Genomic DNA, 25,829 nt, shown 5'->3' with positions numbered 1-25,829 from the left:
TGTCACGGGACACGCGGAGCCGTGGGCAGGGGAGTTCTCCACGGCCCCGCGTCCCGGGCGGTCACGTCACTGGTTGACGAAACCGCCGTCCACGGGCAGCACCGTCCCGGTCAGGAACGGGCACCGGTCGCTGAGCAGCCAGGCCGCGGCCGCCGCGATCTCCTCCGGTCCCGCCGTACGGCCCTGCGGGGTCATCGAGTTGACCGTGTGCTCCAGGCCGGGATTGCGCCGGAACCAGTCCTCGGTGATCTCGCTGCGGGTCGTGCCGGGGGCCACGGCGTTCACCCGGACGCCGTGCTGGGCGTACTCGTCCGCCGCCGCTCTGGTCAGTCCGATCACGGCGTGCTTGGCGGCGATGTACGGCGCCGCGGCCGGAATGGCCACAAGGCCGCCCACGCTGCTGTTGTTGACGATCGCTCCCCCGCCGTGCCGCAGCATGGCGGCGATCTCGGGGCGCAGACAGTTCCAGACGCCGCGGACGTTGACGTCCATGACGGTGTCGTAGACGTCGTCGGACATCAGGTGCAGCGGGGTGCGGTCGCCGCCGACGCCGGCGTTGTTGAAGGCGCCGTCCAGCCGGCCGTACTCCGCCTCGGCGAACTCGACGGCCCGTGCCGCGTCGGCGGCGTCCGTGACGTCGCAGACCACGAACGCCGCCTCGATCCCCTTGGCCCGCAGCTCCCCGGTCAGGTCCGCGAGCCGGTCCGCCCGGCGCGCGGCGAGCACCACCGTGGCGCCCTCCTGGCCGAACACCGCCGCCGCGGCGGCGCCGATGCCGCTGCTCGCTCCGGTGACGAGGACGACTTTCCCGTTGAGGAGGTCGCTGTTCATGCCTTGCTTCCTCCCCCTGCCACGAGCAGCTGCGTGAGGTCGGCCGCGTACTTCGCGACGAGGTCCCGGTCGAGGCCGGGGATGTCCCGGTGCCCGGCGATCGCGCCCGCCCGGACGGCGGCGCGGAACCGCTCGGACGGGACGACGGAGCCCGGAACCGGCTGCTCGGGCTCCTTGAATCCGTGCAGGATGGGGAGTGCCGAGTGCTGCCGCTGGGCCTCGGGCAGGGCGCGCAGGGCCGTCTCGAACCGGACGTACCAGTCCGCGTGGCGGTCAATCCGCTCGACGGGGTGGCCCAGTTCGGTCAGCCAGTCGGTGATCGTGTCGAGGGAGATGCCGTCGTCGTTCGGGTTCACCAGGCCGAAGGTGCGGTACGCCGGCGAGGCCGCGTGCCCGGGTGCGCCGCCGCCGAGGGCGGCGACCGCGGCGGCGGTGAAGTCGACGGGCAGTCCGTCGTAGTGGGCCCGGGCGCCGTCCGCGCGGTAGAAGGTGCGCGGTGCGATGCCGGTGGCGAGGACGCTGTACAGCAGGCGGCTGAACATGTCGGGGACGTTGAGCTGGCCCCGGTACCGGCTGTGCGCGAGGATCATGTTGGAGCGGAAGACGGTGACGGGCAGCCCGCACAGGTCGTGTGCCTCGCGCAGCAGCACCTCGCCCGCCCACTTGCTGGCGGCGTATCCGCCGGCGTAGCCCTCGTCGACGGGCAGGGCGGGCAGGGCGTGGCGGATGTCGGCGTCCTCGTCGAGGGGCCGGTCCGGGTGCGCGGTGGCGACCGCGACGCTGGAGATGTAGGTGAACGGCTTCACGCGGCGGGTGAGGGCGAGCCGGAGGAGTTCGGCGGTGCCGACGACGTTGGCCTCGAAGAGTTCCGGGTAGGGCAGCACGTGGTTGACGAGCGCTCCGGCGTGGACGACGAGGTCGACCTCGTCGGCGAGCCGGTCCCAGGTCTCCTCGTCCTGGCCGAGCCGCGGCTCGGCGAGGTCGCCCGCCACCACCTCCAGATGGTCCGCGGCCAGCTCCCGGTACGTGCGCAGCAGTTCGGGGTCGCCGCTGTCGAAGGCCGCGTCGAGGCGGCGGCGGGCCGCGGCGGTGTCCTTGCCGCGCACCACGGCGATCAGCCGGCCGCCGGCCGGGGCGAGCCGGCCGAGCCATTCCAGGGTGAGGAAGCGGCCGAGGTAGCCGCCGGCGCCGGTCAGCAGCACGGTGCGCGGCTCCCCTTCGGTGCGGGGCAGCGCCGGGGCGTCGGCGAGGGTGGTCGCGTCGAGGAACCGGTCGAGGGTGAGGTCCTTGGCGTGCACCTCGGTGCTGCCGCGGCCGTGCACCGAGGCGAAGGTGGGCCGGTCCGCGGCCGCGCCGCGCCGGGACTCGATGTGCTCGGCCAGGTGCCGCAGGTCGTAGCCGGGGCTGATGACCGTGTCCACCGGCACCCGGACCCCGAAGGTCTCCTCCAGCAGGTTCGACAGCTGTACGGCGGACAGCGAGTCGCCGCCGAGGTCGCGGAAGTGCGCGTCGGGAGCGATCTCTGCCAGGGAGCCGGCGAGCAGCGCCTTCACGGCCCGCTGGACGGTCTCCAGGACCGGCCGGTCGGCGCCGGCGAGGCGGATCTCGGCCAGTTCCGCGTTCTCGCGGGCGGCGGTGTCGGAGTAGAGCTGCGCGAGACGCTCGCCGTAACGTTTCACCAGCCGGGGCCGGAGCAGCTTGCGGTGGTCCGAGAGCAGCCCGTTGGCCTGGCTGAACGGCTCGGTCTCGATCAGGAAGTCGCGGGGGATCTCGTACGAGTTGAGGCCGGCCTCCCTGGCGAGCTCCTGGAACGACTCGGCCAGCAGCTGCTTCAGCGCCCGGTGGTCCGGGCCGTCGCCGTGCTCCCGCAGCGCGTCGGGGGTGGGGACGACGACGGCGAGGAGGTAGGAGCGTTCGCTGTCGCCGTGGACGAAGATCTGGCGGACCAGCGGGCCGGCGGCGAGGATGGACTCCAGGCGGGAGGTGGCCACGAACTCGCCCTGGGACAGCTTCAGGACGCTGCTGCGGCGGTCGACGATGGCGATCCGGTCGGGGCCGAGTTCGGCGACGATGTCGCCGGTGCGGTAGTAGCCGTCCTCGTCGAACAGCTTCGCCGACAGTTCGGGCTGCTTGTAGTAGCCGGGGATCAACGCCTCCGACTTCAGCAGCAGTTCTCCGCGCGGGTGGGGCAGGTCGGTGCGGAAGTAGCCGAGTTCGGGCACGTCGGCGAGCCGGTAGTCGATCACGGGCGGGCTCAGCAGCACGCCGTCGACCGAGACTCCGGCGGCCTCGGTGGATCCGTAGACGTTGTGCAGTTCGAGGCCGAGGAGCGACTCGACGAACGCGGTCAGGTCGGCGGAGAGCGGGGCGGAGCTGTTGCTGGCCCAGGTGACCCGGCCGCCCAGGACGTTCTCGCGGATGTCCGCGAGCGCCTCTGCCTCGGCCGACTGACGGTCGGCGCCGGCGGCGGTGCGCCGGTCGGCCTCGCTCAGGAACCGCTGGTGGAGCATCTCCGACACCCTGGGCACCAGCGACAGTTCGGTGGGCCGCGTCAGCGCGATGTCCTCGAAGAACGTCGACAGGTCGCTGCTGGCGGTGAAGTAGCTGGTGCCGCCGCGCACCATGGTGGCCTTCAGGGAGGAGTGCCCGGCCACGTGGCTCATCGGCATGTAGTGGAAGGTGACGGCGTACGTCTCGTCGAACAGCTTCGCCCAGGCACCGCCCCACATCGCGGCGGCCAGCCGCTCGGTGTACATGGCGCCCTTGGGCGTGCCGGTGCTGCCGGACGTGTAGATGAGCATGGCGAGGGGGTCCTCGCCTTCCGGCGACTCGAACAGCGGAGCGCCGGGCGGCGCGGTCCCCCGCTCGACGGTCTCCGACAAGGCCTCCACCAGCACGTCGGGCCGGGTCTCGGCGAGACGCTCGCGGGCCGCCGCGAAGGCCTCGCGGTGGTCGTCCGCCTCGGGGTGGTAGTCGAAGACGACGAGCCGTCGCACCGAGCCGTTGTCGCGTATCAGCTCGACCGCCGCGTCCAGCCGTTCGAGGCTCGCGGCCAGGAGGAACGGTTCGGTCTCCGCGAGGATCGCCCGCAGCTGCGCCGGCGCGGCGCTGGTCTGCAGGGGCACGGTGACGGCGCCGAGATGGATGCAGGCGAGGTCGATCGTCGCGTAGTCGCGGCTGGTGAAACCGAGCAGGGCGACCCGCTCGCCGGCCCTCAGTGGCCGGTCCGGGGTGTGGTGCCAGGCGCTCGCCACCGCACGGACCCGCGCCCACAGTTCCGCGTAGCTGGTCGTCTCGTAGCGGGGCAGCAGCCGGATCACGACCCGGCCCGTGTCGGGGTCCGGCGCGAATTCCTTCACGCGTTCGCCGACTGCGGGCCGGTCCGGGTGGCGCTGCATGACGGATGCCATCACCTGTGCAAGTCGCATTCTGGGTCTCCGCGTCGCAGGATGGGCCGCCTTCAGGGGCGGGATGCCGAACCGGACGGGAGCGGGCGGGCGGCGGCGTGCCGCGGGGCAGCGCCGAGCGCCTCGGGGCCGCCGCACGGAAGGCCGCCCGCGCCGGTTCCGGCTCGTCGACCGATGCTAGGCACAGCCGATCGGGCCCTCCCGGGAATCCGCCGACGATCCGTCAAGTCCGCTGCGAGCGGCGCTTTCCGGCCCGGGACGGGCCGGGGATCGCACCGGGCCCGCCGCAGACCTGGCAGGGCGCCCGTGCCGGTAAGCGTCTGTACATGCCGCGTTGTCCGCGTGGTAGGAAGGGATGTGCGGCGCACCGGACGTGCGCCCGCGATTCCGCCGCAGCGGTGCCCGCCCTCGCCGGCCCGGCATCCGCGCGGTCGAGCGGCCGACCGCTCCGCCCTCGGCCCTCGCCCACCACTCCCCCACCTTCTTCCGGAGTGCGCATCGCCATGCAGGACCGCGCCGCAAAGACACGTCGTCAGTTGATCCGATCCGCCGCCGGCCTCTTCGACCAGGCCGGCTTCGCGGGCACCTCCATCGGGCAGATCTGTGCCGCGGCCCAGGTCAGCCACGGTGCGCTGCACTTCCATTTCAGGAACAAGCACGCCCTCGGCGAGGCGGTCGAGGCGACCGCCTCCGAGATCCTGCGGTGTGTCATCGGGCCGGTCCCGGTGCGTCATCCCGCGCCGCTCCAGCTGCTCGTCGACACCTCGCACGTGCTCGCCACGAGGGTCGCCCGGGATCCGCTGCTGCGCGCTGGCTTCGGTCTGGCCCTGGACCCGGCCTGGCCGGGCGGGGCCAGTCCGTGGCAGCCCTGGCGGGACTGGGTCCGCGGGCTGCTCCGGCTCGCCCGACGGCAGGGCAGTCTGACCCCGGGCGTGGACCTGGACGGCGCCGTCACCGCGATCACGGCGGTGACGGCCGGCCTGGAGGGGCTGCAACGCGCCCCGGACCGGGCCGGGTCCGTGGCGTCGCTGACTCCGTTCTGGCGGCTGGTGCTGCCGCAGCTGGCCGCGGAGCCGGTACGCGGACGGATCGACGCCGCGGGCAGCCTCGCCCCGGCGGGCGGGCCGGACGCGGAGCGCCATCGGCCCGGACCCGACGGGGACGGGCCGGCACACGCCTGCGCGTGGACGGCCGGCGGGTCGGCGACCGGCCGGCCGATAAGCGACGGGTCGACGACCGGCCGGCCGATGACCGCCGGGGAGCTGTGCGGGCTTGCTCACCAGGAGCTGAGCGGCTCTTCCTGGTAGGCCCGGTGCAGCAGTTCCACGAAGGACGGCGCCTCGGGCAGCGGGGTCGGGCCGATCCGGCGCACGGCGACGCCGGGTGTCCAGGAGTTCATGACCGCGGCGCCGGACAGGGCCCGCAGGTCGGCGGGCGTGACCTCCCGGACGTGCTGGGGGACGCCGAGGCGGTCGAGCTGCCGGCGGACGACGCCCATGGTGACGCCGTCGAGCATGGCTGCCGCGGGCCAGACCACGGCCGTGCCGTCCCAGAAGGCCAGGTTCCAGATCGACGCCTCGCTCAGCCGGCCCCGGCGGTCGGTGAAGGCGACGTCGTCGTGGCCCTGTTCGGTGGCCCGGCGCAGCCAGTAGGTCTTCGCGGGTTCGCCGACGTGTTTGACGGACGGCAGGAACCGCTCGTGTTCCACCACCGCGAGGGACAGCGGGCCGGCCGGCCCCGCGGCGGGGGGTGCGGTGCGGACGAGGAGTTCGGGTTCCTCGTCGGGCGCGGCCACGGTGAACTCGCCGGACGGTGAGAAGACGGTCGCGGTGAGCGAGAGGTCAGCCGGGCCGCCGGCGAGGGCCGCGCGCAGCAGGGACCGCACCCGGTCGTCGGGAAGGGCGCGGCCGAAGAGTTCGAGCGAGGCGTGGCGCAGCCGGGCGAGGTGCAGATCGAGGCCGCGCACCCGGCCGTCACGCACCTGCATCGCGGTGAAGTGGGCGTATCCGGCGAAGGCGAGCGGCGCGAGGTCCGCCGCCGCGGGTTCGCGGCCGTCCAGCCGGGTCGTGGTCGAGCCGTTGTTCGTGCTGGTCGTGCGGGTGGTCGTCATGCCGTGCCCAACGACCCGGCTCCCGCGCGGACACCCCTGGCGGGTCCGCCGGGAGGCGGGCGGTGTGGCGCGCGGGAAGGGGTCAGCGGGGCAGGACGGGCGTGAACGTCCGCGTGGTCACGGCGTCCTGGGCGTTGGCGGCGGCCTTGGCGGCGCGCTGCTCCATGCCGTCGAGGAACGTCTCGAGCCCCGTCTCGAAGTCCTCCTCCGTGGCTCTGAGCGGGGACTGCTCGGGCTTGTCGCCGCCGGGCAGCAGCTGCTGCGCCACGTGCTGGATGCACACCCCCTGGACGTAGGACCAGAGGGCGATCGAGAAGGAGCGCGCCAGGTCCGGGTCCTCGGTGAGGCCGGCGAGCGCGTCGACCATCCAGTCGAGGCAGGACGTGTCGGAGAAGTGCCGGGCCGAGCTGGACGTCACCAGCGCCCAGGGGTGCCGGCAGTACACCTCCCAGTCGAGCCGGGCGGCGAGCCGCATGGCCTCGCGCCAGTCCGGCGGCGCCGGTTCGGGATAGGGGTGTTCGTCGCAGGCCGCCTGGGTGATGGCGGTGAGCAGTGCGTCCTTGTTCGCCACGTGCCGGTACAGCGACATGACGCCCGAGTCGAGCTCGGTCGCCAGGCGCCGCATCGAGAGGGCGGAGACGCCCTCCGCGTCGGCGATGCGGACGGCGGCCGCCACGATCGCGCTCCGCGTCAGGGCGGGCGAACTCACTTGTCTGCCTTGTGTCTTGATGGCCACGCGTTATTATACCCAACACCTTGCGTACGACGTACGCGTGAAATTCGCGTACGATGTACGCACGGGATCGCACCGACGCGTCCCGGACCTTGCGCGTACACCGTATGCACCGCCCGGGATCCTTTTCCCGCCACTCGATGCCAATTGACGCCACTTCACTTCTTCACACCGCTTCCTCGCGCCACTTCCTCACGTCAACTCCCCACCCCTTCGCACACCTTCTCGTGAAAGGTTGCCCCCGTGGCTTCTGACGAATTAGTCGCGGAGCGTGCCGACCGACGAGCCTGGCTCGGCCTTCTCATCGTGCTCGGCCCGGTCGCACTCGTCTCGATGGACGGCTCCGTCCTGTATCTCTCGATGCCCAGCATCACGTCCGCGATCACGCCGACCACCGACCAGGCGCTCTGGATCCTGGACATCTACGGGTTCGTGGTCTCGTCCCTGCTCATCGCCTTCGGCAACCTCGGCGACCGGTACGGCCGGCTCAAGTTCCTGCTGACCGGCGCGGTGGTGTTCGGCATCGGCTCGGCCGGTGCCGCGTTCGCGCCGAGCCCGGAGGTCCTCATCGCCTGCCGAGCGCTGATGGGACTCGGCGGCGCCACGCTGCTGCCCTCCGGCCTCGCCATCATCAGCAGTCTCTTCCACAACCCGCGCCAGCGCTCGCAGGCCATCGGCATCTTCGCGGCGACGTTCGCCGCCGGCTTCGCGGCCGGACCGGTGATCGGCGGCCTGCTCCTGAGCCGCTTCTCCTGGGGCTCGGTGTTCCTCATCAACCTGCCGGTCGTCGTGCTCTTCCTCGTCCTCGCGCCGGTGCTGCTGCGCGAGGTGCGGACCACCAACCCCGGCCGGGTCGACGCCCTCAGCGTGGCGCTGTCCGCCGTCGGCATCCTGCTGGCCGTCTACTCGGTGAAGTCGGCCGCCGCCGCGGGCTTCTCGCTCACCCAGGCCGTCACCGGCGTCGTCGGCCTCGCCCTCCTGGTGTGGTTCGTGCGCCGTCAGTTCGGTCTGGAGCATCCGCTGCTCGACCTGCGGCTGTTCAAGGACCGCGTGTTCACCGTGGCGATCCTCACCGGTCTGCTGACGCTCGTCGCCTGGGCCGCCGCCGGCTACCTCAGCGGCATCTACCTGCAGTCGGTCCTCGGCTACAGCGTCCTCGCGGCGGCCCTGCTGGCGCTGCCCGGCGCCGCCGTCCTGACCATCGTCTGCATCAAGACCAGCAGCATCGCCGACCGGATCGGCACCCGGTCGGCGCTCATCGCCTCCCACTTCTTCATGGGCGTCGGCCTGCTGCTCCTCCTGCTGACGACCACCGAGCACGGCGTGGCGGCCTTCATCGCCTCCACGATCGTCGCCGGCGTCGGCTACGGCCTGTCCTTCAGCCTGGTCGCCGACACCGCCGTCGCGGCCGTGCCGCCCTCGCGCGCCGGATCGGCCGCGTCGCTCGCCGAGACCAGCAACGAGCTGGGCAACGCCCTCGGCATCTCGCTGCTCGGCTCGCTGGCGGCCGTGTGCTTCCGGCTCGTCGGCCCCGATGTCGCGGACACGCTCGACGAGACGCTGGACGCACCGGGCCTGTCCGCCCGCACGGTCGCCGAGGCCGAGGAGGCCTTCCTCACCGGTCTGCACGTGGCGATCGGCGTGGCGAGCCTGCTCTGCCTGGCCCTCGGCGTCCTCGCCCTGCGCTGGGTGCCGAAGGAATCGGGCGAACCGCAGGAGCGGGTGGAGGAGGCCGGGACGGTGCCGGCCGCACACTGACACGCCGGCCCACGCCCACGGCGCGGCCCTGCGGACGACCCCGGCTCGGGGGCGAACCGCGGGGCCGCGCCGCGCGTGTGCGTACCCCCGGCCCTCAGCCGGTGCGTGCCGTGCACCTCGTGCCCGGTGGCGCGTCAGGATCCATGGCTGCGGCAGGAGTTCCGGCACGAGGTCCGGCGGCTTCCCGGGAGCTCCGGTGCCGGGGCTCCCGGAAGTCGACCCGGAAGGCGGGCTCGCCGTCCTGCGTCCCGGTGATCCGCAGGGCGCCGGGCTCGGGAAGCGGCGCGGCCTCGATCCAGCAGGGCCGGTCGAACTCGACGTACCGCCAGTAGGCCGCCTCGACGGCGGTGGGCGCGAAGGAGCTCGGGCACCGCACGGCGCGCGCCGCCTGGTCGGCGGCCTCCAGCAGGACGAGGCCCGGCACGTGGTCGACCGGATGGTCGAAGAGCAGGTGGTTCGCCGGGTCGTTGCGCAGCAGCCAGCGGTGGGGCCGGTCCCCCTCGGCCAGCGCCACGTCCCCCGGGCGCATGCGGCCGACCAGCCCGGCGTCCACCGGTGCCGGGACCGGCCAGGACCCCCAGTCGACGTGCCGCCGGGCGCCCCGGAGCCGTGCGTACACCCGCTCCGGGATCCAGGTGAACTCGCTCTCGGCCCGGGCCAGCGTGACCCCGTCGGCGAGGACGCGGAAGGACATGCGCAGCGCGCGCGGGGTACGCCGCGCGCCCGCGCCGTCTGCCACGGTGACGCGCACGTCCAGTGCCGACGTCCGGCCCCGGGGCATCCGCAGGTCGGGGTCGATGGTGAAGGCCAGGGTGGAGAGCATGGTCTGGTGCGTGAGCGGGACGCCGTGGACGGCGTGCGCCACGACGAGTCCGGTCTGCCGGACGGTCTGCGCGAGCACGCGCGGGTCGTACGGCAACTCCCCTTGCGGCGCAGGCCATCTGACGCCCAGGACCACATCGGGGCCGGACGGCGGCTCCCAGCCGGTGACGAGGAGGTGCTCCTCGCGCCTCAGGTGGGTGTAGGCGCCGAGGAGCGCAGGTAAGGGTGTGGACGGCTGCGCGGGCGCGAGCGTGACGTCGTACAAGATTCCCCCCGGAATCGGATCGGTCGGCGGATCGGTGAGGCCCCGTCCCGTACACACTTGGAGTACAGGACGTTCGTTCGCTTTTCCCCTCGGCCAAATGTACGCCTGAGCGCGGGAAAAGGAGAGTGTGTCCGGATCCTGGAGGCTCCCAGCAACGGGACTACCGTCCGGTAACTTGACACTTTCCACCGGCATGAGATGACTCGACCCCCGTTGCGCCCCTTACGCTCGGGCCGGGCGGCCCCACTTGGCGCCCTGCTCGATCACGGCGGATGGGGGCCGCCTCGGGTTGCAACAGCCATTAGGAGACGCATGCTCAGCCTCGACCCGCGCACGCCGCCCGCCTTACGGGGGATGCCTCTCGCTCCCTCCCGGTCCGGCTCCCACGACGCCGGTCTCACCGAGATCGCCTCGACCCTCTTCACCTCGCTGTCCCGGGCCGACCAGTGCACGAAGGCCCTGCAGTACCTGCGGGGCCTCCTGGAGACACCGGGACGCAAGTCCATACGCAACATCGCCGCGCTCCTCGGCGAGCAGGCCTCGGAGCAGAACCTCCATCACTTCATATCGGGCTCCACCTGGGACTGGATCCCCGTCCGCCGGGCCCTCGCCGACCACTGGATCGACACGCAGCCGCCGCAGGCCTGGGTGGTGCAGCCGGTCATCATCCCGAAGACCGGACGGCACACCGTCGGTGTGGAGAAACATTTCGTCCCGACCCTGGGCCAGGTGCTGAACGCCCAGCGCGCCATCGGCGTGTGGGCCGCCTCCGACACCGCGAGCACGCCCATCAACTGGCGTCTCCACCTGCCGCGGGCGTGGCTCAAGGACGCCCTGCGCCGCAGCCAGGTGGCCATCCCGGAGGGCGCGCCGGTGGAGACGCTCAGCGAGAGCGTCGTCGAGGCGTGCCGGGAGTCCGTGGTCCGGTGGCGGCTTCCGGTGCGGCCGTTCGTGCTCGACTCCTGCGAGGTGCACGCCCTGCCCGTGTTCGAGAGGCTGCACGCGGCCGGCCTGCCGCTGCTCGTGAGCGTCTGCCAGGACCAGCCGCTGACCGTCGCGGACCCCGCCCTGCCCGCGGCCGGCCGGGAGCCGCTGACCGCCGAACAGATCATGCTCATGGCCGGTGCCCTACGGCGTCCGGTCCTGGCCGGCCGCCACGAGCCGGGCGCCGGCCCGCGGACCCGCTGGGCCGCGACCGTACGGGTCGGCGGCGCGCCGCTGCCCGACCCGACCGCCGGCCAGGGCGAGGTGCAGCTGCTCGGCGTGGGCGAGGAGGGCGGCCGCTGGCCCGCCAAGCTGTGGCTGACGAACCTCACCACCACGTCGCCGGCCTCCCTGGTCCGGCTGGGCGCACTGGCCGCGCGGGTCGACCGCGACTTCACCGACATCGCCGACCGCGTGGGCATCCGGGACTTCTCCGGCCGCTCCTTCGACGGCTGGCACCGCCACACCACGCTGGCCTCGGCCGCGCACGCGGTCGTCGCCCTCGCCAGAAGCGGCCGCTGAACCGACCCCGGGACATCCGGGGCACACGCACGCCCCGACCGGCGGGCTGGACGCAGACACCACCGTCCGCCCGCCGGCGCTTCCGCATGCGGAAAAACCCGCGCGCATTCCGGCCGTGCACCACGTGAATTCATGACAGCGGTGTTTCCGCGCCGACTTGACACAAACCCGGTCACCTGACGGATCGCACGTCACCTGATGGATACCGCCCCGCTTGATGGTGGCGCCACGGCATTCCGATCGACGATCAGTTCCGACGATCGACCGTTTCGCAGATACGCCATATCCGTAGGGGGAATTCCGTGGACGACGCCCTGCTCGACATCCGGTACGACCAGGCATTGCAGCAGCCGCCCTGGGAGGACGAGGCGGAGGTGCTCCGGGTGCGGAAGGAGCTCGCCGCCCTGCCCACGCTCGTCCACGCCGAGGACGTGCGCACGCTGCGGACCGTGCTCGCACGGGTCGCCGCGGGCGAGGCCCATGTGGTGCAGGCCGGCGACTGCGCCGAGGACACCGCCGAGTGCACCCCCGGCCATGTCGCCCGCAAGGCCGGCCTGTTGAACGTGCTCGCCGGCCGGCTGGAGATGCACACCTGCTTCCCGGTGGTACGGGTCGGCCGGCTGGCCGGCCAGTTCGGCAAGCCCCGCTCCCGCCCCACCGAGCGGGTCGGCGACCTGGAACTGCCCGTCTACCGGGGCCACATGGTCAACAGCCCGGAGCCCGACCCCGAGCTGCGCCGCCCCGACCCGCGGCGGCTTCTCGGCGGCTACGAGGCGGCCCGTGCCGCGATGGCCCACCTGGGCTGGCTCGACGAATCCGGCCGGACCCGCATCGGCGCCCCGGTGTGGACCAGCCACGAGGCACTGCTGCTCGACTACGAGGTCCCCATGCTGCGCCGCCAGCCGGACGGCCGGCTGCTGCTCACCTCGACCCACTGGCCGTGGATCGGTGAGCGGACCCGGCAGCTCGACGGCGCCCATGTCGCCCTGCTCGCCGAGGTCGTCAACCCGGTGGCCTGCAAGGTCGGGCCCGGGATGACCGCCGACGAACTGCTCGCCCTGTGCGAACGGCTCGACCCCGGGCGGGAGGCGGGCCGGCTCACCCTCATCGCCCGGATGGGGGCCGGGACCGTCGCCGAGCGGCTGCCGGCACTGGTCGGGGCCGTGCGCGCGGCCGGCCACCCCGTGAGCTGGCTGACCGATCCCATGCACGGCAACACCGTCAACACCCCGTCCGGCCTCAAGTCCCGTTTCCTGGAGACGATCACGCGCGAGGTCGACGAGTTCCAGCACGCGGTGGCGGCCGGCGGCGGTGTCGCCGGCGGCCTCCACCTGGAGACCACCCCCGACGACGTCACCGAGTGCGTCCGTGACGCCTCCCAGGTCGACCTGGTCGGCACCCGCTACACCAGCTGCTGCGACCCGCGGCTCAACCCCGACCAGGCCCTGTCCGTGGCCTCGGCCTGGTGGACGACCGGGCGCGCCGAGCGCCCGGCCGCCGCCTGACAGGGCGTCCCGCCGGAGTCACGGGCCAGTCCGTCGTCCGGCGGCGGGCCCGTCCTCGGGCAGGCGAGTCCGCCGTCCGGCGGTGCGCCCGTCCCCGGGCAGGCGAGTCCGTCGTCCGGCGGCGGGCCCGTCCTCGGACGGGCGCTCGGCGACCCGGCGGGCGCTCGCCGGTCCGACGGACATCTCCCCCGCCGGGCCGGCGGCCTTGCCCCCGCGGGTCCCGGCCCGGTCCGGCCCTTCCGGCACGGCACCCCCGTGCCCGTCCCCCGATCCCCCGCCGCGCGCCCCGGCCGGTACGGCCCATCGCGCGCGGCCACCCCTCAGCCCCTCGCCAAGGAGAGAACAGCCATGGCCGGCATACCTCCCATCGCGCCCTATCCGCTGCCGACGGCGGACGACCTGCCCCGCAACACCGCCCAGTGGTCCGCCGACCCGGACCGCGCGGCGCTGCTCGTCCACGACATGCAGAGCTACTTCCTGCGCCCGCTCCCCGCCTCCGTGCGCGATCCCCTCGTCCACCACGCCGCCCTGCTGCGCGAGCGGGCCGCCGCCTTGGGCATGCCGGTGGCGTACACGGCGCAGCCCGGCGGAATGACCGAGGAACAGCGCGGTCTGCTGAAGGACTTCTGGGGTCCCGGCATGCGCGTCGATCCCGCGGACCGCGAGGTCGCCGGGCGGCTGGCGCCCGGCCCTGACGACCGGGTGTTCACCAAGTGGCGCTACAGCGCGTTCTTCCGCTCGGGGCTGCTGGAGTGGCTGCGCGAACGCGGTCGCGACCAGCTGGTCATCTGCGGTGTGTACGCCCATGTCGGCGTGCTGATGACGGCGGTCGACGCCTTCACCCACGACATCCGGCCGTTCCTCGTCGCCGACGCGGTCGCCGACTTCTCCGCCGAGCACCACCGGTCGGCCGTCGAGTACGCCGCACAGCGCTGCGCCGTCGTCACCACGACCCGTCTCCTCCTCGACCAGCTGCCGATCGCGGCGCCCACGGCAGGAACCGCCTCGTGACCGCCCCCGAGCCCGCGGCCGAGCCCGCGGCCGCCGGGCTGCTCGCCCGGGTGCTGGCCCCGCACCCGCCGGCCTTCGCGCTGCTGTACCGGCCCGAGAGCGGCGGAACCGACACGGTGGACGTGCTCCTGGGTGACATCTCCACCCCGGCGACGCTGGCGGACGTGCCGCTCTCCGAGGCGGCCGGGCCCGGCTCCGGCGCGGGTCCGCGGCACGAGGTGCTGACGCTCGTCCCGTACCGGCAGATCGCCGAGCGCGGCTTCGAGGCGCCCGACGACGGCGAGCCGCTGATCGCGATGACCGTCACCGACCAGGCCGCGATCCCGCTGGACGAGGTCCTGCGCCGGCTCCCGGACCGGTCGATCGACCTCGCCGGCGGCCACTTCGACGTCGACGACGCCCGCTACGCCGAGACCGTCCGACGGGTGATCGGCGACGAGATCGGCACCGGCGAGGGCGCGAACTTCGTCATCAAGCGTTCGTTCGTCGCCGACATCACCGGCTACGCCCCGCACAGCGCGCTGTCGTTCTTCCGGCGGCTGCTGCGCGGCGAGTCCGGCGCGTACTGGACGTTCGTCGTCCACACCGGCGACCGCACCTTCGTCGGCGCGACGCCCGAGCGGCACATCAGCCTGTCCGGCGGCACGGCCGTGATGAACCCGATCAGCGGCACGTACCGCTACCCGCCCGCCGGGCCCACGCTCCCCGGGGTCCTGGACTTCCTCGCCGACCGCAAGGAAGCCGACGAGCTGTACATGGTCGTCGACGAAGAGCTGAAGATGATGGCCCGGATCTGCGCGTCCGGGGGCCGGGTGGTCGGCCCGTACCTGAAGGAGATGGCGCGGCTCGCGCACACCGAGTACGTCATCGAGGGCGACAGCACCCGCGACCCGCGCGAGATCCTGCACGCGTCGCTGTTCGCCCCGACGGTCACCGGCAGCCCCCTGGAGAGCGCCTGCCGGGTCATCAGCCGGTACGAGCCCGAGGGCCGCGGCTACTACAGCGGCGTGGTCGCCCTCATCGGGCGCGACGACCGGGGCGGCCGGGTGCTCGACTCGTCCATCCTCATCCGCACCGCCGACATCGACCGGGCCGGGCGGCTGCGGATCGGCGTGGGCGCCACGCTCGTCCGCCACTCCGACCCGGAGTCCGAGGTCGCCGAGACCCGCGCCAAGGCGGCCGGGCTGCTGGCCGCGCTCCAAGCGGACGACACGACGGCGACGGCCCCGACCGCCGGGCCGGCCACCGGCCCGGCCACCGGCCCGGGCGCCGGCCCGGGCGCCGAGCGGGACGCTGAACAGAGCGCTGGGCAGAGTGCCGAGCGGGACGCTGGGCCGGGCGGTGGGCAGCGGTCCGCCGCGACGGCCGTACGCTTCGGTGCCCACCCGGAGGTACGGGCCGCGCTGGAGCGGCGCAACGCCACGCTCGCCGGCTTCTGGCTCGACGACGGAGGCCTGCGCGCCCGGCCCGTGCCGGCCCTCGCGGGCAGCCGGGTGCTCGTGGTGGACGCCGAGGACACGTTCACCGCCATGATCGGCCACCAGCTCCGCTCCCTCGGGCTCGTCGTGACGGTGCGCAGGTTCGACGAGCCGTACGCCTTCGACGGTTACGACCTCGTCGTCATGGGCCCCGGCCCCGGTGACCCGCGGGACGGCGCCCATCCGAAGATCGCCCATCTCGGCTCGGCGATCGACGCCCTGCTCGCCGAACGGCGGCCGTTCCTCGCGGTCTGCCTCAGCCACCAGGTGCTCAGCCGGCGCCTGGGCCTGCCCCTGGTCCGCCGGGAGGTGCCGAACCAGGGCGTGCAGCAGGAGATCGACTTCTTCGGCGCCCGCGAACGGGTCGGCTTCTACAACACGTTCGCCGCGCGCAGCGCGGAGGACAAGGCCGACGTCGAGGGCGTGGGTCCGGTGGAGGTGAGCCGCGACCCGTCGACCGGGGAGGTGCACGCCCTGCGCGGCCCGCACTTCGCGTCGATGCAGTTCCACGCGGAATCGGTGCTCACCGAGGACGGTGTGCGTCTGGTCGGCGGTCTGCTGGCCGACACGCTGGGGGCCGCCGCCAGGCCGTGACCGGCGCGGGCCGGCGGCCCGCGCCTCACGGGGCCTTCGGGTGGCTCAGCGCGCGGCGTGGGCGCCGGCCGGGTGGGTGCGTCGCCATTCCAGCCGGGCGCCGACGGCGCACCCGACGGCGACGAGGGCCGTGATGGCCACGACGAGCCACTCCAGGGCTCCGCTTCCGGCGTCCGGGTCGACTCCGAAGACGATCTCGATCCAGTCGCGCCGGACGAGGGTGATCACGAGGAGCACGGCGGACAGGGATCCGAGGACGACTTCCACCCAGAAGCGGGGACGGAGGGCGCGGGGCGCGGGACGGCGCGGGTGCTGACGGGACATCATGGGACCTCCCCCGTCCGGGCGTCCGCCGCCTGCGTGGGGGCGGGGTGGACGGGCCGGACGACGTAGGTGCTGCCGCCCTGCAGGTCGCCCTGGAACTCCTGCAGGACGTTGAACTGCACGGGCCGCTCCGCCACGCTCTCGGGCAGCCGGACGTTGACGGCGAGACCGCGCGAGCCGCGGTCCGGGTCGATGTGGACGCCCTTCAGCTCGTTCTTGCGGTGCTCGTCGGGCTTCATCACGTACGAGCGCGCGAAGTCGAACTTGCGGATCTGTCCGTTGCGGTCGGTGAAGTCGGCGGGGAGGATCTGCTCCGGGTTCTGGAGCGGGTCCACTCCGTGGCCGGGCTGCGGCCCCTGGGCGTTGCCGAGTTTCTCGAAGGCGATGTAGAGCCGCGTCCCCTCGGGCAGGTTCGCCCAGTCGAACCGCACGGTGTACGGCTGCGGGGTGCTCCGGGGGTTGTTGAGCATGACGACGAACGCCTTGGACGGGGTGACTCCGCCGGGAACGGCGTCCTCGACCTGGAGGTTCTTCAGCGTGGCGTGCTTCCTCGTCGTGACGAGCGTGCCCACGTCGAAGACCTCGGCTGCCTGGACGGGGTCCTCGTCGCAGGTGGCGACGGCCAGGACGCAGGAGTGCTCGGCGGCCGTGGCCGGGATGAGGAAGTCCCATTCGGCCACGCCCGGTTCCGCCGGTCCCAGGCGGGCGAAGGTCCAGGTCGGCCCGAGCGGGGTGTACGCGGTGGCGAGGGGGTCGGCGGCGAAGGGTTTGCCGTTGGACCAGAAGTCCGCGGGCAGGGCCGGGAGGCCGGCGGAGGCGTCGGCCAGGAAGGCCCGTACGCGCACGTTCGTCGCCGCGTTCACGCCCCGGTTGTGCACCTGGACGTAGAAGCGGTTCACGCGGGCCCGGCGCGCGGTGCGGTGGGCGATCGTGGTCAGGGCGACGTAGTCGTCGACCGCGCTGGGCGTCTGGTAGTTCGGCTCGGGGGCGTCCACGACGATGTCGGGGCTCTGCCACCACCACATCGTGCCCGGCGTCGGAGCGGGGTCGAAGGGGTCCGCGACGCCCGACGGGGACGGCTGGACGCGCCCGGAGTCGAGCACGGTGTCGCGCAGGTAGAGGTCGGCCATCGGGGTCTGGCCCGCGTCGATGGGCCGCTCCCACACGCTGCGGCCGTGGGTGGCCGCGCGCAGCAGCCTGCGTTTGGCGTGCAGGACGAGGTCGAAGACCGGGGCGTTGGGCAGGCCCTGGTCCCAGGGGAGCCAGGTCAGGCCGGCGTCCTCGGTCCGGAAGACACCGATGTCGCCGCCGCAGAAGAGCCGGTTGCCGTTCGCCGGGTCGATGACGATCGTGTTGATCGGGTTGGCCTGCGCCAGGCCGTTGGAGCGCGAGGTCCAGACCTTGTCGGTCACGGAACGGTAGACGTGGTCGTTGCTGAACTCGCCGGGTTCCTCGGTGTCGAGCAGGCCCGCGATCGTGACCCAGAGGGTGCCCGCGGTGTCGACCGCGATGTCCGAGATGCACACCAGTGGCAGGGACGGCCCGGTCAGATCGGTGCTGGTCACGTCCGCGGGGTTCCAGGTCGCTCCGGTGCGCCGGTACCGGTAGACGCGTCCGCCCTCCGTGCCGGCGTACACGGTGTTGCTGTCGGCCGGATGGACGGCGATGGCCGTGATCGCCTGGCCCGGCGCCGCCGACACCGACGCCCAGGTGTCCATGCTGTCCGCGCTGCGCCAGAGCTGCGCGCCGCCGAAGTAGCAGGTCGTGGGGGTGGTCGGGTCGAGCGCGAAGGGGGCGTAGAACTGCACGCGGCCGGTGATCCCGCTGTTCTTGAGGTTCCACGAGACGCCGGCGTCGTCGGACCGCAGGATGCTCGCGAAGGTGTACTGCATGAACATCCGGGTGGGTTTCGACGGGTCGATGGCCGCGAAGCCGCCGTCCCCGCCCCTCGACAGCGTCCAGGCCGGTGTTCCCGCGTAGCGCTGGACACCGTTGTCCTGGGTGCCGCCCAGCATGACGTTCTCCCAGTCGGGATGGAGGGAGAGCGACTGGAACTGCAGCGTCGCCAGGTCGCGGTTGCGGTGGCTCCAGGTCACGCCCGTGTCGGTGGAGATCTGGACGCCGCCGTCGTTGACCTCCCAGCAGGTGGCGGGGTTGACGGGATCGAAGACGAGCGCGTGGTGGTCGCTGTGGATGTTGGAGACGTACTCGAAGACGCCGCCTCCCGTGCTGGAGCGCCAGAGCATGCGCTCGGCCACGAACACGATGTTGGGATCGGTCGGATGCACGGCCACGCTGAGGGCGTAGAAGCTCATGTCCGTGATGGCGAGGCTCGCCGTGTGGCTGTGGCCGGTGGCGTCGGGGGCGGTGGTCACGGTCGTCTGCCCGCCGCCGGCCAGGCGCGCGAACTGCTGTGCCGTGAACGGCACCGCGTGGGTGTGGGCGGGGGTTCCGGCCGAGGTGCTGGTGTACGTGTGGGCGGCCGTCGGCGCCGACATGTCCGCGGCCGGCACGGAGACGTCGTGGACGTGCCCGGCGCTCACGGACGTCGTCGCCCCCGTGGGGAAGTCGAGGCGTATCGGGACCGCCGACCAGGTGGCCCCGGCGTCCGTCGTCCTGGCGAGCGCGAGGAAGCCGGGGAACGAGGCGAACAGGGCGAAGGCCAGGTCGGGGTTTCCCGCCTGCTGCGTCATCGCCACCCGGTCGAAGGTGTTCGCCGCCGGCAGCGCCGGGCTGTTGACCACCGTCCAGGCCGCCCACGTCCCGTTGCTCCTGGTACTGGTCCACAGGCCGTTGCCGAAGCGCGCGGCGACGACCTTGAGGGTCCCCGGCGGTCCCGGCACGCGGAGGACCACCATGTCGCTGAACAGGCCGCTGTTCAGGACCGTCCAGTTGGCGCCGCCGTCGGTGCTCTCGCAGACGCCGATGCTGGAGCACACCAGCAGGTGCTTCCCGGTGGAATCCGTCGGGTCGAACACCACGCGCGTGATCTCGGCCCGGTCGAAGACCGCGGTCCCCAGCTCCGTCCAGGTGTCGCCGCCGTCGGAGGAACTCAGCAGCCCGTTGCCGTAGTACGTGTCGGCCGAGGATTTGAACTCGCCCGTCCCCGCGACGACGTGGAGATGGTCGTCGGGGTCGATGGCCAGTGCGCCGATCGCCAGGCTGCGCTGGAAGTCCGACTTCGGGGTCCAGGTCAGGCCGCGGTCGGTGCTCTTCCACACGCCGCCGTTGGCGGTGCCCAGGTACACCGTGTTCGTGTCGGTGGGGTCGACGGCGAGCGCGAGGGCGCGGCCGCCGTAGCCGGTACCGAAGGACACCAGTGGGCCCGGGCCCATGGGCGTCCAGTTGGTGCCGCCCGGCACCGGCGCGGACGGATCCGTCCCCGGGTCCTTGCCGGCGACGGCCCGCAGCCCGGCCTCCAGCCGGTCCCGGCGGTCCCGCAATGCCCTGACCTGCGAGATCTGCGTCTCGCGTACGCCGGGCGGGATGCGGCCGAGATGGCCGAAGCGGCGTTCCCAGTGGAAGCGCTCGCGCTCGAAGGGGTCGTCGCCCTCCTCGTGCTCCGCGCCCTCGCCGGCGGCGGTCCGCTGTTCCGCGTCGGGTTCCCGCGCCGGAGCCCCGCCCCGTCGCGTCTCCCCGCGCGCGATGACCGTCACGGTGGTGTGCGCGCCGGCCTCGTAACCGTCCTGCGCGAACCCCTCCCCCGCGTCCGCGTACGCCGCCGCGATGTGGTGCTCGCCCGGCTCCAGCCGGAGCGTCGACAGCCGGCACAGGAAGGTGCCGGTGCCGTCCGGGCGGATCGCCTCGCCCTTGTCGCGCTCGGGATCGGGCACGGTCTGGCCCAGCAGGACGTGGTCGGGCAGAGCGGCCTGCCCGTCGACCGTCAGCCGGACGGGCCAGCTCTGCCAGTCGCTGCCCCGGACGTCGAGCGGCATGCCCTGCCGGCATGCCGGCAGGCTGACCTCGAGAAGGGGGGTGGGGGCCGATCCGCCCTCGGACCGGCTCGTGATGCTTCCGTAGCCGTCCATGGGATTCACGCTAGTCGCGGGTCAGGGGCGTCGCCTGTCCAGGTTTCAATGTTTGAACGGGAGTCGATGAAGGCGTTCGGGGCCTGGGGCCCGTCCGGCTGAGGGCCTGACGGGCTCTAGGACGCGGGGTACGCCGGGGCGCGGGTGGGGAGTGTGTGGGTGTTTCCGGCGCCGTCGGTGATCTGGGCGGTGGTGTCGCGCGGCGGATAGTCGGACGCGAAGCCGATGAAGAAGCTGGTCTGTCCGCTGCCGGGGCCGTTGCCGGCCGGGACGCCGGGGATGCCGAAGTCGATGGTCAGCCGGTCCCCGCGCTGGGTGACGGAGGCGGGCCGGACCGTTCCCAGTCCGCCCTGGGTGACGACGTAGCAGTCCGAGCCGCCGGTGCCGTCGAAGGCGAGGCGGGTGAGGGGCCCGAAGTCGAGGCTGAGCGTACGGACGGCCGACGCCGGGAGCGGCCCCGAGACCTCCGTCATGCTGACGCGGTACTCGTACGGGTACTTGCCCGCGCCGACGGTGCCGGCGACGCCGCGCGGGAACAGCCGCGACTGGAGGAAGCCCGATCCCGTCGTACCGGCGAGCTGAATGGCCGGCGCGATGTCGTTCACCACGACCGTGCCCGAGGGGTCGAACACGTAGTTGATGTCGGGGGCCCGGACCTCCACGACGCGCGGGGCCCACTCGAACGGGTTCAGCGTGCGACGGATCGTGCGCCTGCACACGCCGCAGAAGGGGGTGAGGTTGCGCATCATGCAGTTGAACGCGGGCCGGTACAGACCGCAGTGGTAGTAGCCGGCCCCTTCGAAGGCGCCGACGGTGCCCGCCGGCACGGGGCTGGCCTGCGGGTCGCACACCGCGCAGTTGGCATTCCTGGTCGTGGGCATCGCGGTCGTCGGCTGGATCAGCGGCGCCCATTTGATCGTGGTCCGGTTGGAGTCGAGGGTGACGTTCGGGGCGGTCGGTTCGGTGCCCGTGTACGAGTTGTGTCCGGTCTCCCCGCTCGAACAGCCGGCCCAGGACTCGTACTCGTCGGCGAGTCCGAACGCGGCGTGCCCCATCTCGTGCGCGGCGACGGTGACCCAGTTCGTGGTCGTCGAGCTCACGGCGATGGCGCCGCCGGAGCCTCCGTACTTGGCGCTGTTGACCACCACGATCGCCTGGTGCCAGGCCGGGACCTGTGCCGTGAGCACGCCCTGCACGATCGCCGTGTCCGCCGTCAGCAGCCGGTCGAGTCCGCCGGAGCAGTACGTGGCGTTGAAGTACGTCTTCGGAGTGGCTCCCGTGCCGCCGCAGGACGCGGGGTCGTCGGCGCCGCTGTCGGTGGAGGTGACGTCCACCCGGTGGATGTTGATCCTGCCCTGGACCGCCGGCTCGTCGAACGGCGGCATGGCGAGGAGCTGGTTGACGAAGAACTGCGCGTCCGTGTGCCACTGCGTCATCTCGGTGCTCTTGTAGCCCTCCGCGACCAGCACGAGGTTCCACCGCGAGGCTGCCGGACCGCTGTTGAGGAGCTGCGTCGTGCCGAGGACGGTGCCGTCGCCGGTTCCCATCAGGACCCACCTCCCCCGGTGCCGTGCCCCAGTGGGTAGCGGGCGACCGTCTGGGTGTGCACCTTGGTGCGCAGCAGCGCCACTTCCTTGGCCTCCGCCAGCGCGGGCACCAGGACGAAGAAGCGTCCCTTGGGCTGGTTGACGGCCTGGTGCGTGAACGGCCGGTCCGGATCGGCGGAGGTGACGAGCTCCACGGATTCCCTGATCGGGTTGTCCAGCGCCCGGCTGTGGATCCGCTCCCCGCGCGCGTTGAGTATGTCCACCCGGTACCCCACCGCCATCCCCGGCTCGTCGCCGGCCCCGGCCGGAGCCAGCCCGACCGACGGACCCTGCTGCCCGCCGCCACCGGCCGGAATCACGAGGTCGACCGGTTCGCTGGCGACCAGTTCGATGTGGTTCCCCTGGTACTCGAAGGTGAGCCGTATCGCACTGCTCATCGCGCGTGCCTCCTCGGATCCGGTTCGGCTCGTCCGGTTCGGCTCGGCGAACACGGTCGTCCCCTCCACCGAACCACCATCGGATACGACCCGCGACAGGGGGCGGGGCGGGTGCGGGCGGGGGCCGTTCGGATTACGCCGAACGGGTGGCGTGGCCGCGAAGCGGCGAGGTGCGCCGGAGCCGCGACGGCGCCCGCTTCCACGGCATACGCGGCGTCTGCGGGGGCCGGCCATCCGAACCCCCGCCACAGCACGGTCGTTTCCCGCTGCGCGAGGAACGACTGCCCGTAGCCGGCCCGTCCGTCACTTCCTCCCGGGTTCGCGGTTCTGCGCGTCCAGGGTGGCGAGGTGGGTCACGAGGTCGTCCGTGAAGCGGCCCAGGAGCCGTCCCAGGGTGTCGCGGTCCTCGGTGGACCAGCCGGCGAGGGCCTGGTTGAAGGAGTCGAAGATCGCCTTCAGGTAGCGCTCGGTGGAGGCCGTTCCCTCGGCGGTCGCCTCGATCAGTCTGGCCCGCTGGTCGTCCGGGTCGACGACGCGGCGCACCAGCCGTCGCCGCTCCAGCTCGTTGACCTGTCGGGTGACGTGCGGTCCGACGACCTGCATGCGGTGGGCGATCTCGCCGACGCGCAGCGGCCCGTCGGCCATGCGCAGTTGGACCAGCACGTTCATGGCCGGTCGGTCCAGCCCCGACCCGGCCTGTTCCATGGCGCGTTCGACGAGATCGCCACGGTTGATGGCCGTGCCGAGCTGGGCCAGGCGCGGGAGCAGGACCATGAGGTCGAGCTGTTCGCCCGCGCCGTTTTCGGCGGCGGCGCCGGACGAGGCGCGTGTGCGCGGAGTACTGTTCATCTCCACCCTCGATAGATACCTAAGTTAGGTATACACTTCCCCTGGGCGCCGGCTTTCGACTGCTCGATCGCGCCCGCAATAAGGATACCTAAGGTACGTATCTGACCGCTGTCGCGGCCGAACAGGAGCCCTCCATGCCCGGGTTACGCCTTCCCCGCCACCGTTCCGTCCTCATCTCCGGCGCCAGCGTCGCCGGACCCGCCCTCGCGTACTGGCTGCGCCGCTACGGATTCGACGTGACCGTCGTCGAGAAGGCCGACGCCGTGCGCGGCGGCGGCTACCCCATCGACGTCCGCGGCACCGCGCTGGACGTCGTGCGCCGCATGGGCCTGCTGCCCGAGCTGCGGAAGGCCCACATCGACACCCGCCGCATCACCTTCCTCGACGCGGACGGCGGCACCGTGGCCGCTCTGCGTCCCGAGGCCCTGGCCGGCGGAACCGGCAATGACCTCGAAGTCCCCCGCGGTGACCTCACCTCGCTCCTCCACGGACTCGTCCGCGACGACGTCACGTTCCTCTTCGACGACTCCATCGCCGCGCTCGACGACCGGCCGGACGGCGTCGAGGTGACCTTCCACAGCGGCGCGCGCCGCGACTTCGACCTCGTCATCGGCGCTGACGGCCTGCACTCGAACACCCGCCGGCTGATCCTCGGGGCGGAGGAACGGTTCCATCACTACCTCGGCTACTGCTTCGCGGGATTCACCCTGCCCAACCATCTCGGACTCGCCCACGAGGGCGTGCTGTGGAACGTGCCGGGCCGGTCCGCCGCCCTGTACGCCGTCGGCGCCGGCCAACAGGTCCACGGCTTCCTCAACTTCGCGCGGCCCGAGCCGCCCCTCGACGCCTTCCGCTCCCCCGAGGCACAGCGCGAGCTGGTCGCGGCGACCTTCCCGGACCAGCGGTGGGAGGTCCCGCGGCTGGTCGCGGCGATGCGCTCCGCCCAGGACCTGTTCTTCGACGTGGTCAGCCAGATCCGCATGCCGCGATGGTCCACGGGGCGCGTGGCCCTGGTCGGCGACGCCGCGTACGCCCCGTCCTTCCTGACGGGACAGGGCACCAGCCTCGCCCTGGTCGGGGCCTATCTCCTGGCAGGCGAACTGGCCACCCGCCCCGAACACCGGGAGGCGTTCGCGGCGTACGAGAGCATGGCGCGGCCGTTCGTGACCGCCAATCAGGAGCTCGTCACCGAGGGGAACGCGGCCCTCTTCCCTCGTACCGAGAGCGCGCTGCTCCAGCGCGACGAGGCCTTGCGCGCCCTGTCCGCCCTTCCCGCCGACACGCCCCGCCCGGCCCACTCCGCCCTCGTCCTGCCCGATTACGAGAACGCGTCCTCGTCCAGCACGAGCTGACGCTTCACGTGCGCGTAGTCGGCCAGGGCTCGCGGCTCGCCCCGGTGATAGTCGGTCCAGAATCCGGGGCGCTGCCAGCGGGCGTGCGCGAGGCGGGTGCGGCCGTCGGTGATGGTCAGGGTCCAGTCCGCGGGTATGCGGGTGTCCACCGTTTCGAAGTCGGCGGGGTCCCAGAGCAGTCCGGGGTCGCGCGTGGCCGGGCCGAGCACGCGGATCTGGCAGTCGATGTCGCGGGCGACGAATTCCAGGACCGGGTAGACGCCGCCCACCCGGATCCCGTCGTACTCCTCGACCGGGACGTCGGCGGCGGGATGGACGATCCGCAGGCATCTGACTCTCATGGGAGAAGTCTGCCGTCTCGGATTCAGGACGGCCCAGGCCGTCCGCGTCGGCGCGTCGATTCCTGCGGGCCTGCGCCGGGCACCCCGCCGTCCGGCTGGTCATGTAGCCGGCACGGATCCGGGGCTCCTGAAAGAATTCGGGGGCCGCTGTCGATCCGGCCCCGCCCCGTTCGACGTCATGGTGTGAGGCGGCCCGCCGCACGACGACCCGACGAGACCCCATGAGGATGCACGTGGATCAGCTGGTGAGAGTCATGAACTTCAACGTCTCGAGCGACGGTGTCGGCGCCGGGGAGGAGCAGAGCCTGGAGCGGCCCTTCGGCAACATCGACCCCGGGAACATGTTCGCGTGGGCGGGGGCCACGGCGAGCTGGCCGATGCGCACCGACGCCGGCGGCAGTCGGGGTCTGGACGACTACTTCACGCGGGATTTCGCGCGCAACATCGGTGCGGAGATCATGGGCCGCAACAAGTTCGGTCCGCAGCGCGGGCCGTGGCAGGACCATGAGTGGCGCGGCTGGTGGGGCGAGGAGCCCCCGTTCCGTACGCCGGTGTTCGTGATGACCCATCACGCGCGGCCGTCGTTCACGCTGTCCGACACGACGTTCCACTTCGTCGACGGCGACCCGGCCACGGTCCTTGAGCGGGCTCGGGAGGCGGCGCAGGGCAAGGACGTGCGGCTCGGCGGCGGAGTCAGCACCATCCGGCAGTTCCTCGAGGCCGACCTCGTCGACACGATGCACGTGGCGGTCTCGCCGGTGAAGGTCGGGTCGGGGCTGCGGCTGTGGGACTCGCCCGACGAACTGCTCGACCGCTTCCACCTGGAGGTCGTACCCAGCCCCAGCGGCGTGGCGCACCACCTCTTCTGGCGCAGGTGACGGACGCGGGTGACGCGCGGGGCCGGGATCACGGGCGTGCGGTAGCTTGCCCG

At 72.7% G+C, this 25,829-nt stretch carries 19 protein-coding genes; 8 read left to right on the top strand and 11 right to left on the bottom strand.

Annotated elements, in window-relative coordinates:
* Positions 1 to 66 precede the first annotated feature (66 nt).
* Both ACFYU9_RS04980 and car read right to left on the bottom strand, forming a co-directional pair.
* Complete coding sequence (locus ACFYU9_RS04980) at positions 67 to 831, bottom strand: glucose 1-dehydrogenase (RefSeq protein WP_389214483.1); 765 nt, start codon at positions 829 to 831, stop codon at positions 67 to 69.
* Entirely contained in the window at positions 828 to 4,259 is a 3,432-nt protein-coding gene (gene car / locus ACFYU9_RS04975; protein WP_389342451.1) for a carboxylic acid reductase, read from the bottom strand. The genes ACFYU9_RS04980 and car overlap by 4 nt, the downstream gene beginning before the upstream one ends.
* Positions 4,260 to 4,741: 482 nt before the next feature.
* Here car and ACFYU9_RS04970 point away from each other — a divergent pair, with 482 nt between their 5' ends.
* Positions 4,742 to 5,545 (top strand): ScbR family autoregulator-binding transcription factor, encoded by an 804-nt coding sequence (locus ACFYU9_RS04970; protein WP_389342995.1) that lies wholly within the window; start codon positions 4,742 to 4,744, stop codon positions 5,543 to 5,545.
* Here ACFYU9_RS04970 and ACFYU9_RS04965 read toward each other — a convergent pair.
* On the bottom strand, positions 5,515 to 6,348 hold the full coding sequence (locus ACFYU9_RS04965; RefSeq protein ID WP_389214489.1) for an aminotransferase class IV family protein: 834 nt from the start codon (positions 6,346 to 6,348) through the stop codon (positions 5,515 to 5,517). The genes ACFYU9_RS04970 and ACFYU9_RS04965 overlap by 31 nt on opposite strands.
* Before the next feature lie 82 nt (positions 6,349 to 6,430).
* Positions 6,431 to 7,057 (bottom strand): TetR/AcrR family transcriptional regulator, encoded by a 627-nt coding sequence (locus ACFYU9_RS04960; protein WP_389214492.1) that lies wholly within the window; start codon positions 7,055 to 7,057, stop codon positions 6,431 to 6,433.
* 357 nt (positions 7,058 to 7,414) lie between these two features.
* Here ACFYU9_RS04960 and ACFYU9_RS04955 point away from each other — a divergent pair, with 357 nt between their 5' ends.
* Complete coding sequence (locus ACFYU9_RS04955) at positions 7,415 to 8,839, top strand: MFS transporter (RefSeq protein WP_389342992.1); 1,425 nt, start codon at positions 7,415 to 7,417, stop codon at positions 8,837 to 8,839.
* A gap of 94 nt (positions 8,840 to 8,933) precedes the next feature.
* Here ACFYU9_RS04955 and ACFYU9_RS04950 read toward each other — a convergent pair whose 3' ends face one another.
* Entirely contained in the window at positions 8,934 to 9,926 is a 993-nt protein-coding gene (locus ACFYU9_RS04950) for a ScbA/BarX family gamma-butyrolactone biosynthesis protein (RefSeq protein WP_389342448.1), read from the bottom strand.
* Between the two features lie 354 nt (positions 9,927 to 10,280).
* On the opposite strand from ACFYU9_RS04950, the gene ACFYU9_RS04945 reads away from it, so the two are divergent.
* The 4 genes from ACFYU9_RS04945 (at position 10,281) to ACFYU9_RS04930 (ending at position 16,020) form a co-directional block, all read left to right on the top strand.
* Positions 10,281 to 11,432 (top strand): IS701 family transposase, encoded by a 1,152-nt coding sequence (locus ACFYU9_RS04945; RefSeq protein WP_389214496.1) that lies wholly within the window; start codon positions 10,281 to 10,283, stop codon positions 11,430 to 11,432.
* 302 nt (positions 11,433 to 11,734) lie between these two features.
* Positions 11,735 to 12,937: a 3-deoxy-7-phosphoheptulonate synthase gene (locus ACFYU9_RS04940; RefSeq protein ID WP_389342445.1), complete on the top strand. Its 1,203-nt coding sequence runs from the start codon at positions 11,735 to 11,737 to the stop codon at positions 12,935 to 12,937.
* A 348-nt stretch (positions 12,938 to 13,285) separates the two neighbouring features.
* Positions 13,286 to 13,948 (top strand): isochorismatase family protein, encoded by a 663-nt coding sequence (locus tag ACFYU9_RS04935; protein WP_389342442.1) that lies wholly within the window; start codon positions 13,286 to 13,288, stop codon positions 13,946 to 13,948.
* Positions 13,945 to 16,020, top strand: a complete 2,076-nt coding sequence (locus tag ACFYU9_RS04930) for an anthranilate synthase family protein (protein WP_389342439.1) — start codon at positions 13,945 to 13,947, stop codon at positions 16,018 to 16,020. Before ACFYU9_RS04935 ends, ACFYU9_RS04930 begins: the two co-directional genes overlap by 4 nt.
* A gap of 45 nt (positions 16,021 to 16,065) precedes the next feature.
* Here the strand turns inward: ACFYU9_RS04930 and ACFYU9_RS04925 are convergent, their stop codons facing one another.
* The 5 genes from ACFYU9_RS04925 to ACFYU9_RS04905 all read right to left on the bottom strand — a co-directional run bounded on the left by ACFYU9_RS04925 (position 16,066) and on the right by ACFYU9_RS04905 (position 23,205).
* Positions 16,066 to 16,347, bottom strand: coding sequence for an ABC transporter permease (locus tag ACFYU9_RS04925; protein ID WP_389214502.1), 282 nt, complete (start codon positions 16,345 to 16,347; stop codon positions 16,066 to 16,068).
* On the bottom strand, positions 16,344 to 20,372 hold the full coding sequence (locus ACFYU9_RS04920) for a glycosyl hydrolase (RefSeq protein ID WP_389342436.1): 4,029 nt from the start codon (positions 20,370 to 20,372) through the stop codon (positions 16,344 to 16,346). Before ACFYU9_RS04920 ends, ACFYU9_RS04925 begins: the two co-directional genes overlap by 4 nt.
* A gap of 116 nt (positions 20,373 to 20,488) precedes the next feature.
* Entirely contained in the window at positions 20,489 to 21,919 is a 1,431-nt protein-coding gene (locus ACFYU9_RS04915) for a M64 family metallopeptidase (protein WP_389214507.1), read from the bottom strand.
* Positions 21,919 to 22,356, bottom strand: coding sequence for a hypothetical protein (locus ACFYU9_RS04910; RefSeq protein WP_389342433.1), 438 nt, complete (start codon positions 22,354 to 22,356; stop codon positions 21,919 to 21,921). Before ACFYU9_RS04910 ends, ACFYU9_RS04915 begins: the two co-directional genes overlap by 1 nt.
* Positions 22,357 to 22,659: 303 nt before the next feature.
* The gene (locus ACFYU9_RS04905; protein WP_389342430.1) at positions 22,660 to 23,205 is read right to left on the bottom strand and encodes a MarR family winged helix-turn-helix transcriptional regulator; all 546 of its coding nucleotides are present in this window, start codon (positions 23,203 to 23,205) and stop codon (positions 22,660 to 22,662) included.
* Between the two features lie 134 nt (positions 23,206 to 23,339).
* Between ACFYU9_RS04905 and ACFYU9_RS04900 the strand changes: the two genes are divergently transcribed.
* Positions 23,340 to 24,557: an FAD-dependent monooxygenase gene (locus ACFYU9_RS04900; protein ID WP_389342427.1), complete on the top strand. Its 1,218-nt coding sequence runs from the start codon at positions 23,340 to 23,342 to the stop codon at positions 24,555 to 24,557.
* Here ACFYU9_RS04900 and ACFYU9_RS04895 read toward each other — a convergent pair.
* Positions 24,524 to 24,898 (bottom strand): hypothetical protein, encoded by a 375-nt coding sequence (locus ACFYU9_RS04895; protein WP_389214522.1) that lies wholly within the window; start codon positions 24,896 to 24,898, stop codon positions 24,524 to 24,526. The two genes, ACFYU9_RS04900 and ACFYU9_RS04895, sit on opposite strands and share 34 nt — an antisense overlap.
* A 233-nt stretch (positions 24,899 to 25,131) precedes the next feature.
* Here ACFYU9_RS04895 and ACFYU9_RS04890 point away from each other — a divergent pair, with 233 nt between their 5' ends.
* Entirely contained in the window at positions 25,132 to 25,776 is a 645-nt protein-coding gene (locus tag ACFYU9_RS04890) for a dihydrofolate reductase family protein (RefSeq protein WP_389342423.1), read from the top strand.
* Positions 25,777 to 25,829: the final 53 nt, after the last annotated feature.

Source organism: Streptomyces sp. NPDC004327 (assembly GCF_042873935.1).
Classification (GTDB): domain Bacteria; phylum Actinomycetota; class Actinomycetes; order Streptomycetales; family Streptomycetaceae; genus Streptomyces.
Note: the sequence above shows the minus strand (reverse complement) of the source record. Positions and strands in the feature narration are given on the sequence as shown.